Genomic DNA, 12,792 nt, shown 5'->3' on the forward strand with positions numbered 1-12,792 from the left:
GGTGCTTGCGCAGGCAGGTCCCGCAGTGGGCATCCTGCCCACGGCGGGACCCGGCGCACGTCCATGTGCGCCGCCCTCCGGGTGTCCCTGGTCTCGCGAGTTACAAGCCGCGCCCAGCAACGACAAAAACAAAAGCCAAGTCAGAGCTAAACAAAATCTTGGCAACTGCAAGGCAAGGCCAACAGCAAGAGCAACTCCGACTCCGACTCCGACTCCGACTATGGCTGTGGCTGTGGCTGTGGCTGTGGTTGTGGCTGCAACTACAGCTACAGCTACAGCTACAGCTACAGCTACAGAATCTTGATTTCGCACTTGGCTTCAACAATCGCCCACCCGACCCAAGACATCGTCGCGCCCTTGCCCACACCCAACAAAAAAGCCGCCTGCTCTCACGAGCAAGCGGCTTTCCCAATCAACCAACAGCACCCGAAAATCAGGGTTTCTGCTTAGCCCTCGCAAACGCGTCCGCCAGCGCCCCGCCCAACGGCGCCGCCGCCTTGCCCTGCGGCGCGAACGAACCCCCGCGCTGCGGCTGATCGCGACGCTCCGCGTTGTTCGCGGGACGCCCGCTGTTGTTGCCACGCCCACCATCGCCGCGACCACCACCACGCTCGTTGCGATCGCCGCGCTCCGCGCCCGGCGCGCGCGGCGCCGGGACCGCGTCGTCCAGGCGGCGGGTCAAGGCGATGCGCTTGCGCGGAATGTCGATTTCCAATACCCGCACCTTGACCACGTCGCCGGCCTTGACCACTTCGCGCGGGTCCTTGATGTACTTGTCCGACAACGCCGAAATGTGGATCAACCCGTCCTGATGCACGCCGATATCGACGAACGCGCCGAACGCGGCGACGTTGCTGATCACCCCCTCCAGGATCATGCCGACCCGCAGATCCTTAAGGTCTTCCACGCCATCGGCGAACTTCGCCGCCTTGAACTCCGGACGCGGATCGCGGCCGGGCTTTTCCATTTCCTTGAGGATGTCGCGCACCGTCGGCACGCCGAATTTCTCGTCGGTGTACGCCTCGGGCTTGAGGCCGCGCACGAATTGCGGATCGCCCAGCAGGCTCTTCACCTCGCGGCCGCATTGCTTGACGATGCGCTCGACCACCGGGTACGCCTCCGGGTGCACCGCGGACGCGTCCAGCGGTTCGTCGCCATCGACGATGCGCAGGAAGCCGGCGCACTGTTCGAAGGTCTTGTCGCCCAGGCGCGGCACTTTCAGCAAGGCCTTGCGCGAGGCGAACGGGCCGTTCTCGTCGCGGTGGCGGACGATGTTTTCCGCGACCGTGCTCGACAGGCCCGACACCCGCGCCAGCAATGCCGCCGAAGCGGTGTTGACGTAGACGCCGACCGCGTTCACGCAGTCCTCGACCTTGGCGTCGAGCGCGCGCGCCAAACGGTATTGATCGACATCGTGCTGGTACTGGCCCACGCCGATCGCCTTGGGATCGATCTTGACCAGTTCGGCCAGCGGGTCCTGCAGGCGCCGCGCGATCGACACCGCGCCGCGGATGCTCACGTCCAGATCGGGGAATTCCTTCGACGCGAATTCGGAAGCGGAATACACCGAAGCGCCGGCTTCGCTGACCACCACCTTGGTCAGCTTGGTCTCGGGCATCAGCTTGATCAGATCGCCGGCCAGCTTGTCGGTTTCGCGCGAGGCGGTGCCGTTGCCGATCGAGATCAGTTCGACGCCGTGCTTGATGCACAGCGCGCGCAGCGTGTGCAGCGACTGGTCCCACTGCTTGCGCGGTTCGTGCGGGTAGATGGTGTCGTGCGCGACGAACTTGCCGGTGGCGTCCACCACCGCGACCTTGACGCCGGTGCGCAGGCCCGGATCGAGGCCGAGCACGGCGCGCGGGCCGGCCGGCGCCGCCAGCAACAGGTCCTTGAGGTTGTCGCCGAACACGTCGATCGCCTCGGCTTCGGCCTTCTCGCGCGCCTGTCCGAACAGATCCAGCAGCAGATGCAGATGCAGCTTGGCGCGCCAGGTCAGGCGGCAGGCGTCGAGCAGCCAGCGATCGGCCGCACGGCCCTGGTCGCCGATGCCGGCGTTGAGCGCGACCCGGCCTTCGCCGTAGGCATGGCCGGATTCGGCGTCGCTGCCCGGGTCCAGGTCGAGGAACAGGATTTCCTCGCGGCGGGCGCGGAACAGCGCCAACAGACGGTGCGAGGGAATCTTGGCCAGCGATTCGGCGTGGTCGAAGTAGTCGCGGTACTTGGCGCCTTCGTTCTCCTTGCCCTCGGCCACGCGCGCGCGGATCACGCCGACCTCGGTGAGCCAGGTGCGCAGTTCGCCCACCAGGCGGGCGTCTTCGCCCCAGCGCTCCATCAGGATCGCGCGCGCGCCTTCGAGCGCGGCCTTGACGTCGGCGACCTGTTTTTCTTCGCTGACGAACCCGGCGGCGAATTCCTCCGGCTTGAGCGTCGGATCGGCGAGCAGGCCGTCGGCCAACGGTTCCAGCCCGGCTTCGCGCGCGATCTGTGCCTTGGTCCGGCGCTTGGGCTTGTACGGCAGGTACAGGTCTTCCAGGCGCGACTTGGTGTCGGCCGCCTCGATGTCGCCGCGCAGCTCGTCGGTCAGCTTGCCCTGCTCGGCGATGCTTTCCAGCACCGCGGCGCGGCGGTCTTCGAGCTCGCGCAGATAACGCAGGCGCGATTCGAGATCGCGCAACTGGATATCGTCGAGGCCGCCGGTGATTTCCTTGCGGTAGCGCGCGATGAAGGGCACGGTCGCGCCCTCGTCGAGCAGAGCGATCGCGGACAGGGCCTGGGCGGTCTGGGCGCCGATTTCCACCGCGATGAGTTGGGCGATCTTGTTCGCGACCTGCGCGGACTGCGTGTTCTTGTCTTGCATCGTGTCCAATCGTTTAGCCCCGCCGAGCGGGAACCTAGCGATTGTCGCAATGCGGGCGTGAAGGGGGAACCCGTTGACAGCGGACGGGAATGGGGAATGGGAAATCGGGAATCGGGAATCGGTAAAGCCGCGGCACAGCTCTGCTTTCCCGATTCCCGATTCCCGACTCCCGATTCCCGCTCCCCATTCCCGCCCAAGCCCAGATAAGAACCGCTCTCATCCTGGGGTACAATACGCGCCCCGCGCCACCCGAAACCCCCGGCATGTCCTCCGCTTTTGGCACCGAGACGGTGCTGGACGTCCGTCACTGGACCGACGATTACTTCAGCTTCACCACCACCCGCGACGACGGTTTCCGCTTCGAGAACGGCCAGTTCGTGATGATCGGACTGCAGGTCGCGAACGAAGACGGCAGCGCGTCCAAACCGTTGCTGCGCGCGTATTCCATCGCCAGCGCCAACTGGGAAGAGCAGCTCGAATTCTTCAGCATCAAGGTGCCGGGCGGCCCGCTGACCTCGCGCCTGAAGTCGATCCGCCCCGGCGACAGCGTGCTGATCGGGCGCAAGCCCACCGGCACCTTGCTGATCCACGATCTGCATCCGGGCCGCAATCTGTATCTGCTCGGCACCGGCACCGGCTTCGCGCCGTGGCTGTCGGTGATCAAGGACCCGGAAACCTACGAGCGCTTCGACAAGGTCGTGCTCTGCCACGGCGTGCGCAGCGTGCACGACCTGGCCTATCGCGACTACATCGTCAACGAGCTGCCGCAGCACGAGTTCCTCGGCGAACAGATCGCCGCCAAGCTCAAGTACTACCCGGCGGTGAGCCGCGAGGACTTCGCTTTCGACGGGCGCGACCAGCGCGGCCGGCTGACTCAGATGATGGACAGCGGCCTGATGATGGAGCAGCTCGGCATCGAGCCGCTGGACGCCGAGCACGATCGCGCGATGATCTGCGGCAGCCCGCAGATGCTGGCCGATTTCCGCGACATTCTCGACCGCCGCGGCTTCACCGCCGCGCCGCGCATCGGCACGCCGGGCCAATACGTGTTCGAACGCGCCTTCGTCGAGAAGTGAGCGCCTGCTACCCTGCCGGCCTGCATGGCATCCGGACGACGGCGGGACGAATGGCATCCAACAGGTTCCGGGCGACGGCGCGCGCGCTACTGTCGGGCTGGCTCATCGCGGCTTGCGCGCTGACCGCTCCGGTCTTCGCCGCCGAGCCCGCGGCCGAAGCACCCGCCGCCACCCACGCCCCGGCCCATTCCCAGCCGCGACCCGGCGAAACGCCGCCGGACTTTCTCGGCCTGGACCTCGCCGGCAAGCCGGTCAAGGTCAGCGACCATCGCGGCAAACTGGTGGTGGTGAGCTTCTGGGCCAGCTGGTGCGCGCCGTGCCTGCGCGAACTGCCGCTGCTGTCGGCGCTGCAGACCGGCGTCGGCCGCGAGCATCTGCAGGTCATCGCGATCAACCTCAACGAGCCCAAGCGCGATTTCGACGAATTCGTGCGGCGCAACCCCGACCTCGACCTGACCTATATCCACGACCCGGGCACCGCGGCCCGCTACTACGCGGTCAAGGCCGTGCCGAATCTGTTCGTGATCGACCACAAAGGCGTGATCGCCAAGGTCCACAGCGGCTACTCGGCGAAGATGGTGAAGCAGTTCGCGAAGGAAGTGGCCGACCTGCTGCCGCCGGACGTGCTCAGGCAGCCGGCCAAAAAGCGCGACTGACGGGCGCGGCGCCCTAGGCCGCGCGCCGCTCCTGCCGCAACGCGCCGCGATAACGCCGGCTGCACGGGATCTTGCTGCCGTCGTGCATGGTGATGCGCGCATCGCCGCTTTCCAGCGGCTCGATCTCGCCCACGCAATCCAGGTTGACCATGAAGCTGCGGTGCACGCGCACGAAGCGGCCCGGGTCGAGCTGGGTTTCGATCGTCGCCATGGTCGTGCGCAAGGGATAGTCGCGGCCGCGCAGATGCAGGTTGACGTAGTTGGACGAGGCCTGCAGCCACTCGACCTCGCTGGCGGCGATCAGGAATTCCTTGCCCAGCTTGCGCACCAGGAAGCGCTCCGGGCGCTCGGGCACGGCCGGCTCGGCCACGTCGTCCGGGCTGGCGAGCAGGCTGGCCTCGCCCTGCCAACGCCGCATCAGCAGGCGGTAGGCCTCCATCCACAGCACCATGTAGGTATAGGAGCGCACGTCCTTCAGGTATTCGTAGAACAGGTTCATGCCCCAGGAACCGAAGTCGTAGCGCTCGCCCAGGCCGACGTAGATCAACTTGCGCAGCGCGACCATGCCGACCACGTGCAGCACCGACCACAGCACGCTGCCGATCAGGTACAGGGCCAGGGCCCGGCGCCAGCTGTCGAAGCGGAACGGAATCCGGCGCGTGTACCAGACCAGCGCCGGCACCAGCGCCAGCGCGACCGCGCAGCTGCTGACCTCCCATACCGCCGGAGCCCAGGCGGGGATGTCGAGCCCGTAGCGGTGGATGTCGATCACCGTGGTCACGGTGCCGAAGGCGGCGTTGACCGCGAACAGGGTCACCCAGGCCAGCACCTCGACCGTGCGGCGCCAGGGTTGGTAGCGGTCCCAGGCGGTCGGCGCGGCGGCGGCCGGCACGGCGGCTTGCGGGTCGGAGGCGTTGGCGGCGGAAGCATCGAAGCTCATGCCGCGCATTCTCGCCTGCAAGGCGGCGGGGACGGCAACCGATTATCCCTCGGGGCCGCGATTCGTCCCCGCCCGGTCGCCTCCGGTCACCCGGGGATGTCGGCCAAGTGCCTGGGCTTACAGGATTTGTCCACCTTCCCGCCGCGGACCCGCCATGCAACGCCGTTACGACATCGACGCCCTGCGCGCCCTCGCCTTCGCCCTGCTGATCCTCTACCACTGCGCCATGCTCTACGTCGCCGACTGGGGCTGGCACCTCAAGAGCGAGCATCTGTCGCAGAACATCCAGATCCCGATGCTGTTCGTGAACCGCTGGCGCATGGACCTGATCTTCCTGATCTCGGGCCTGTCGGTGCATTTCCTGTTGCGCGGCACCTCGCTGGGGCGTTTCGTGGTCCAGCGCAGCTGGCGCCTGCTGCTGCCGCTGACCTTCGGCTGCCTGCTGATCGTGCCGATCCAGCCCTACGCTCAGGGCGTCGCCAACGGCCTGGTCGAGCCCGGGTTCGTCGATTTCATGATCCGCTACTACCACTTCCAGCCCTGGCCGAAGGGCGCGTTCGACGGCTGGGAGTACGGCTTCACCTGGAACCACCTGTGGTACCTGGTCTACCTGTGGGTCTACACGATGACCCTGGCCGCGCTGCTGCCCCTGTTCCGCAACCGCGTCGGCCGCCGCCTGCACGCACTGGCGGTCGGCCTGCGCGGCTGGAAGCTGATGATCCTGCCGGCGCTGCCGCTGGCGGCGTTCACCTTCGTGCTGGCGCCGCTGTTCGACGATACCGGCGACCTGATCCACGACTGGTATCGCCACACGGTCTATTTCACCGTGTTCCTGTACGGCTACTGGATCGGCAACGACAGCGGCCTGTGGAACGAGTTGGTGCGGCTGCGCAAGTGGACCCTGGGGTTGGCGCTGGGCCTGTTCGGCTTCTATCTGACCTTGGTCCTCGTGTTGCCCGACGATATCCCGACGCTGCTGCAGAACAGCGTGTGGCTGCTGCGCAATCTGTACGTGTGGTTCGCGATCTGCGCGATCCTGGGCTGGGGCCATGCCTTGCTCAACCGCCCGTTCCGCTGGCTGCCGTGGGCGACCGAGGCGGTGTACCCGTGGTATGTGCTGCACCAGAGCCTGATCGTGCTGATCGCGTACTGGATCTTGCCGCTGAAGTTCGGCCCGGTGACGGAGCCGGCGATCGTGCTGGCCGGCACGGTAGCGGGGTGCTTCGTGCTGCACGAGCTCATCCGGCGCGTGCCGCTGTTGCGGCCGGTGTTCGGGTTGAAGGGAGCTCGCCATGGTGAAGGTAAGTCCGCGGCGAACTTCCAGAACGTCATTGCCGCGAATGCGGGAGTCCAGTGACTTCAAACGGTCTCGCACGAAATTCGGTACGGACTTCGGCGTCTTCCTTTCATAACGTCATTCCCGCGGAGGCGGGAATCCAGAGACTTCAAACGTTCTCGCACTAAAGGCCCTGGATTCCCGCGTTCGCGGGAATGACGGTAGGTAAGTACGTCGCGCTCATGGCGCGGAAATGGCGGTAGGTAGGTCGATCGGCACTGAAACGAATAGCGCTTCGGCTGGTCAAGCCGAAGCCTTTCTTTCGCTACGCGACGATCAAGACCATCAAGCCAGCGCCTTCTCGATATCCGCCGCGATCGACTCGGGCTTGTCCGTCGGCGCATAGCGCTTGATGACGCTGCCGTCGCGGCCGACCAGGAACTTGGTGAAGTTCCACTTGATCGCGTCGATGCCGAGGAAACCGCCCTTCTCGTCCTTGAGCCACTTCCACAAGGGATGGGCCTTGTCGCCGTTGACGTCGATCTTGGCGTACATCGGGAAGGTCACGTCGTAAGTCAGCGAACAGAATTCCTTGATCTCGTTCTCGTCGCCCGGTTCCTGGTGGCCGAACTGGTCGCAGGGAAAACCCAGCACTTCGAAGCCGCGCGCCTGGTAATCGCGCTCGAGCTTTTCCAGGCCGGTGTACTGCGGGGTGAAGCCGCACTTGGAGGCGACGTTGACGATCAGCAGCACCTTGCCTTTGTAGCGGTCCAGCGACTGGGTCTTGCCGTCGATGTCGGTAGCGGAGAAGTCGTAGGCGGTGGTCATGGGGACGTCGCTCGGTGTATGGGTTGGGCGCACGATAGCGCGTCGGCGCGGCCTTGTCCGGCCGCCGCCGAAGCTGCCCGACAGCGCACGCAAGGATGTCCGCTTCGATCACGGTTTAACACGGCGCCGCGTCTTGTAGGAGGGCCTTCAGGCCCGATGCTCTCCGGTCGGATCGCCAGGGTCTGAACGAAGAGCATCGGGCCTGAAGGCCCTCCTACAAAAATCCGGCCACGGCGCCAGACAAAAAACGGCCCGCACTGGGCGGGCCGTTCTTCATGACTCAAGCGGCGACAACCGTCAGAACGAAGCCTTGAACTCCACGCCGACGATGCGCGGGTCGTTGACGAAACCGACCAGGTTGTTGAAGTCGATGCCGCCGACCGCGCGCACTTCGTCGAGGATGTTGCGGCCGTACAGGGCCACGTCGTAACGGCCGTTGTCCCACTGGTAACCCACGCGCAGGCCGCCTTCCAGCAGCGCCTTGCCGCGGAATTCCTTCGATTCGTACAGGAAGAAATTCACTTCGCTGCGGTAAGCCCAGTCGGTATAGACGTAGAACTCGTTGCCGTTGGCCAGCGGCAGGCTGTAGCGCGCGGTCACGTTGTACACCCACTTGGGCGCCTGCGGCAGCGAATTGCCGTCGATCGCCGCCAGGGTCTGGCCGTTGCGGACCACGAGCGGGTCGGTCACGGTGCAGCCGCCGCCGCACGGAGCGACGAACAGGTTCTTGTCCTGGATTTCGGTATCGTTGTAGCTGGCGCCGAAGGTGACCATCAGGTTGTCGGTCAGGTACGCGTCCAGGTCGATTTCGAAGCCCTGGCCGAGGGTCTTGTCGGCGTTCACCAGGATCGTCTGGTTGAGCGCGCCGCCGACCGCGTTGAGCTGCTGGTTATCGACGGTGTAGCGGAACAGCGCGAAGCCCAGGCGAGCGCGCTTGTCCCACAGGTCGGCCTTCAGGCCGGCTTCGTAGGAAATCACCTTCTCCGCGTCGGCCACCGACGGCTGCGGCGGCGTCTGGAACAACAAACGGCCCTGGATGCTGGGCGCGCGGAAACCCTTCGCGACGCGCGCATACAGGTTGATGTCGTCGGTGGCCTGGAACACGCCGCTGATATCCCAGCTGACGTCGTTGACGTCGGTGGTGACCTTGAACGGGCCCGACACCGGCGCGCCGAACGGCGCGCTCTGCAGCACGCTGGCGCTGAAGTCCTTCTTGTCCTGGGTGTAACGCAGGCCGCCGCGCAGCTTGAAGCGATCGGTGACCGCGTATTCCAGCGAACCGAACGCCGCCCAGGCCTTGTTGCGCTGCTTCTGCTGGGCATGACCGGCCTGCACGCCACCGGCCAGGGTGTCGTAGTTCAGGCTGTCCACGGTGATGTCTTCGTCGAAGTAGAACAGACCGGCCTGCCAGTTGAGCGGGCCGCTGTAGTTCGACTCCAAACGGAATTCCTGCGTGATCTGGCGATGGTCGGGCAGACCGTCGGCGGATTCGGCGGTGAACGGAATGCCGGTCGGGGTGCTGCCGCCGGGCAGGAACATCGCGCCGACGCCGCCGTCGATGTCGCCGCGGCTGAGCGAATCGGCGGTCTCGTAACCGGTGATCGAGTACAGGGTCAGTTCGTTCGACAGATCCCAGCTCAGGCGCGCGCTGGCGCCGAAGGTCTTCAGGTGCTGGAAGTTGCGCCCGTCGATGCCGACCTTTTCCTCGTCGAAACCGTCGAACAGATCGTTCGTGCCCTTCTTGAACAACTGCGCGCGGAACAGACGCGCGGTGCCGTTGAGGCGGCGCGCGTGGACGTTGAACAGCGCGTGGAAGGTGTCGCTGCCGTCGTACTGCAGTTGCAGGCGCAGCGCCGATTCGTCGTAGCCTTCCAGCTTCTGGTTGGTGCGCGCGTTGGGGTTGGTGTTATCGACCCAATCGTCGCGGCGCTGGAACATCGCCGAAGCGCGTCCGGACCAGTTGGCGCCGAGCGGGCCGCTGACCGCGCCTTCGAAATTGGTGGTGCCGTAGGTGCCGTAGGACACCTGGCCGTAGCCTTCCAGTTCGCGGGTCGGCTTGGCCGATTCGAACTTGACCACGCCGGCCGGGGTGTTGCGGCCGAACAGCGTGCCCTGCGGGCCGCGCAGCAGTTCGACATTCTCCAGATCGAAGACCGGGAAGCCCTTGAGCAGCGGGTTCTCCAGGACGATGTCGTCGTACACCAGCGACACCGGCTGCGATGCGTTGAGATCGAAGTCGGTGTTGCCCAGGCCGCGGATATAGAAACGCGGGAAGGCGCGGCCGAACGAGGACTCGATGTTGAGGCTGGGCAGGCGGCCGGACAGGAAGCGGATATCGCCGCCGCCGGAGCCGAGCACGTGCAGCTTTTCGCGATCGACGGTGGTGAGCGCGACCGGCACGTCCTTGGCGCGCTCGACCTTGCGCTGGGCGGTAACCATCAGCGCATCGAGGGTCTTGGCCTCGCCTTCGGCCGGCGCGGCCGTGGCGGGCGCGGCGTCCTGGGCGAAGGCGGCGGCGGAAACGAGGGTCAGGCCGATGGCGGCAGCCAGGGCATGACTGCGGGGAGCACGCAAGTGCTTGAGCATGGTCGGGTTTCTCGGTGGACGCGGCGCATGGGGCGCCAGTGCTTGGGAAACCACCGCGGCATCATGCTCCCCAGGGGCATGGGCTGACGGCGATGGGCGATCGGACCGTCCCTTGACGGTCGGGACGCGGACCTGCCCGCGCCGTGGTCGGCTCATTGACCGGCGAATGTTACCAAATCATTAAAGAGTCCGTGCTCGAATGGGGGTTTTGGTGATCTGGAGTAGGGTTTTTCGTGTCCAACCGAAGCCAAAGAACCCATAGCCCCCTTTGAAAAAGGGGGCGAGCGCCCGGCGCCACCAACCGAAGCCCCGCGTGCCACGGCGCGGGGGATTTGCTTTGCCGGTGGTTGCGATCTGTCGGGTGGATGGCGCGAAGAGCGAATCCCCCCTGCCCCCCTTTTTCAAAGGGGGGAATACTTCGGGGTGGATTCGATTCGGCTTGATGTGCACGGGCTCGGTTGACGCAAGCGCGCCCCTCGCGAACCCAAACCAACCCAGGTTTACTTCGCCGCCGTCACCTTGGCCGGCGCCGCGAACGCCTTCACCCCAAGCGCCTGATAAACCTCGTTCGGATAGAACGCCGTATCCCCGCGCAGCACCAACGAGACCTTGCGGATATCGCCGATATCCGTGGTCGGGTCGCCGTCGATCAGGATCAGGTCCGAACGCTTGCCCGGCGTCACCGAGCCGCGATCGTCGATCACCCGCGCGACCTTGGCCGCGTTCCAGGTCGCGACCTGCAGCGCCTGCGACGGGGTCAGGCCGGCGCGCACGTACAAGGCCAGTTCGTGCTGCAAGGTGAAACCCGGCACTTCGTCGGTGCCGGCCAACAGCGGCACACCGGCCTTGTAGGCGCGGCCGACGAACTCGACCATCTTGTCGTAGGACTTGTTGTAACGCGCGGCGGTGGCGTCGTCGGGGATGTCCATCTCGGCCGAGCGGCGCATGCGTTGCACGTCCGGCGGCAGGTGGGCTTCGATTCCGGCCACGATCGGCGACAGCTCGCCGTTGCGCTGGTGCAGGAACTCGAACGTCGCCAGGGTCGGATCGATCGCGATCTGCTTTTTCGCCAGGGTCGCGATGAAGTCCTGCACCGGCTTGGAATCGAAATCCAGACCCGCGGTCTTGTCCGCGACCAGATAGAAACGTTGCAACGTGCGCGTGTCGGTCTTGTCGTCGACGAAGAAGTTCAGCATCAACTGATTGATGTGCTGGATTTCGTCGAAGCCCTGATCGACCACGTCCTGCGCGCGCAGGAACGCCGGCACGTGGCCGCTCACGCGCATGCCCTTGCCGTGCGCGTAGGCGACGGTGTCGCGCAGCACGTCCTTCGGGAACGAGTTGTAGATCTTGATCTGCGGATAACCGTGGTCCGAATACCAGTCCACCGCCTTCTTGGCTTCGTCCAGGTTCTTGATCACGAAGCCGTTGCGCGCCGAATACTGGCTCTCGCCCTCGATGAAGCCGGCCGGCACCACGCGCGGCAGGATCAGCGTGCCGTCGTCGCCTTCGGCGATCATCTGCTGCAAGGTCGCGTTGTCGTTGCCCATGTCGCGCACGGTGGTCACGCCGGCGGCGATGTTGAGGCCGCCGTCCCAGCGCGACAGATGCCCGTGCATGTCGAACAACCCCGGCATCAGCACCTTGCCGCCGCCATCGACGACGCGATCGGCCTTTACTTCCTTGCCGGCCTTGCCGACCGAGACGATCTTGCCGTCGGCGATCACCACGTCGGTGGCGGCGCCGAGCTTGGCGTGTTCGCTGTCGAATACCCGCACATCGCGCAGCAGCGTGGTGCCGGCGAAGGAATGGCCCAGTTGCTTGCGCAGATCGACCAGCAGCTTGCCTTCGGCGGTTTTCTGCTGGGCTTCCAGGGCGGCGGCGTTGCCCTGCCAGCCTTCTTCGATCAGTTGCAGATAGCCGGGGAAGATGAAGGCGAACAGGCGCGGATTGGCGCCGGTGGTGACCCAGGCGAAGCTGGGCGAGAAGCCCTGCCCGCTCAGGGCTACCAACTCCACGGTCTGGGACTTGCCGTCGCGGCCGACCTGGGCCTGAGCGAGCTTGCTCATGCTCAGGGTGCCGACGGGCAGCAGCGGCAGTTTGCCGTCGCTGCGCTGGTTCAGGGCGTTGATCATCACCGACACGCCGGCCGGCGTGCCGCCCAGCGGCGAGTACAACCCGACGCCGTCGAGTTTGATCTCGCCCGAATCGGCGAGCGATTTCCAGCTGGCCCGCGCGCCTTCGCGCTTGAAGCTTTCATCGACCTTGGCGCCGAAGGTCGAGGTGCCCTGCACGGCGTAGGTCTGGTACGTCCCGTCCTTGCCGAGCGTGTAGGTTTCCTTCAGCTCGGGGCCGCGGCCGTTGTCCTTGAAGATGTAATCGACCGTGGTGGTGCCGTCGTCGGCGACGTTGACGATCTGATGACCGGCCTGTTTGCCGCCATCGACCAGGGCCAGATAGCGCGTGGTCTGCGCCGCCAGCGCGGTGGTGGACAGGCCCAGCAACAGGCTCGGCAACAGCACCCGCGCGAATGCGCGGCCTGCAGTGGATTTCAGACGCGCTGCATTCATCGG

7 protein-coding genes and 1 pseudogene are annotated in these 12,792 nt (G+C 65.7%); 3 read left to right on the top strand and 5 right to left on the bottom strand.

Going from position 1 to position 12,792, the window contains the following annotated elements; translation table 11 throughout:
• Window positions 1–667: 667 nt before the first annotated feature.
• A pseudogene (locus J7J50_RS18035) lies at window positions 668–2,857 on the bottom strand (Tex family protein); the annotation flags it as partial.
• Window positions 2,858–3,120: 263 nt separating this feature from the next.
• Here J7J50_RS18035 and J7J50_RS18040 point away from each other — a divergent pair.
• Together J7J50_RS18040 and J7J50_RS18045 are read left to right on the top strand one after the other, a co-directional pair.
• Entirely contained in the window at window positions 3,121–3,933 is an 813-nt protein-coding gene (locus tag J7J50_RS18040; RefSeq protein ID WP_215057219.1) for a ferredoxin--NADP reductase, read from the top strand.
• 50 nt (window positions 3,934–3,983) lie between these two features.
• Window positions 3,984–4,589 carry a TlpA disulfide reductase family protein gene (locus J7J50_RS18045; RefSeq protein WP_215057220.1) on the top strand — a complete coding sequence of 202 codons (606 nt, stop codon included), beginning with the start codon at window positions 3,984–3,986 and terminating at the stop codon, window positions 4,587–4,589.
• Between the two features lie 13 nt (window positions 4,590–4,602).
• Here the strand turns inward: J7J50_RS18045 and J7J50_RS18050 are convergent, their stop codons facing one another.
• A complete protein-coding gene (locus J7J50_RS18050; protein ID WP_215057221.1) occupies window positions 4,603–5,529 on the bottom strand; it encodes a LytTR family DNA-binding domain-containing protein in 927 nt (308 codons plus the stop codon).
• A 154-nt stretch (window positions 5,530–5,683) separates the two neighbouring features.
• Between J7J50_RS18050 and J7J50_RS18055 the strand changes: the two genes are divergently transcribed.
• Window positions 5,684–6,886, top strand: a complete 1,203-nt coding sequence (locus tag J7J50_RS18055) for an acyltransferase family protein (RefSeq protein ID WP_215057222.1) — start codon at window positions 5,684–5,686, stop codon at window positions 6,884–6,886.
• 264 nt (window positions 6,887–7,150) lie between these two features.
• On the opposite strand, the gene J7J50_RS18060 is transcribed toward J7J50_RS18055, so the two are convergent.
• The 3 genes from J7J50_RS18060 to J7J50_RS18070 form a co-directional block, all read right to left on the bottom strand.
• Window positions 7,151–7,633 carry a glutathione peroxidase gene (locus J7J50_RS18060; protein ID WP_057943374.1) on the bottom strand — a complete coding sequence of 161 codons (483 nt, stop codon included), beginning with the start codon at window positions 7,631–7,633 and terminating at the stop codon, window positions 7,151–7,153.
• Window positions 7,634–7,930: 297 nt separating this feature from the next.
• Complete coding sequence (locus tag J7J50_RS18065; RefSeq protein ID WP_215057223.1) at window positions 7,931–10,219, bottom strand: TonB-dependent receptor; 2,289 nt, start codon at window positions 10,217–10,219, stop codon at window positions 7,931–7,933.
• A 500-nt stretch (window positions 10,220–10,719) separates the two neighbouring features.
• On the bottom strand, window positions 10,720–12,789 hold the full coding sequence (locus J7J50_RS18070; protein ID WP_215057224.1) for an amidohydrolase family protein: 2,070 nt from the start codon (window positions 12,787–12,789) through the stop codon (window positions 10,720–10,722).
• Window positions 12,790–12,792 lie beyond the last annotated feature (3 nt).

Source organism: Lysobacter sp. ISL-50 (genome assembly GCF_018612875.1).
GTDB lineage: Bacteria > Pseudomonadota > Gammaproteobacteria > Xanthomonadales > Xanthomonadaceae > Lysobacter.

Coding starts and splice junctions, on each gene's coding strand:
- J7J50_RS18040 (WP_215057219.1), top strand. CDS start 3,121: ATGTCCTCCGCTTTTGGCACCGAGACGGTGCTGGACGTCCGTCACTGG.
- J7J50_RS18045 (WP_215057220.1), top strand. CDS start 3,984: ATGGCATCCAACAGGTTCCGGGCGACGGCGCGCGCGCTACTGTCGGGC.
- J7J50_RS18050 (WP_215057221.1), bottom strand. CDS start 5,529: ATGAGCTTCGATGCTTCCGCCGCCAACGCCTCCGACCCGCAAGCCGCC.
- J7J50_RS18055 (WP_215057222.1), top strand. CDS start 5,684: ATGCAACGCCGTTACGACATCGACGCCCTGCGCGCCCTCGCCTTCGCC.
- J7J50_RS18060 (WP_057943374.1), bottom strand. CDS start 7,633: ATGACCACCGCCTACGACTTCTCCGCTACCGACATCGACGGCAAGACC.
- J7J50_RS18065 (WP_215057223.1), bottom strand. CDS start 10,219: ATGCTCAAGCACTTGCGTGCTCCCCGCAGTCATGCCCTGGCTGCCGCC.
- J7J50_RS18070 (WP_215057224.1), bottom strand. CDS start 12,789: ATGAATGCAGCGCGTCTGAAATCCACTGCAGGCCGCGCATTCGCGCGG.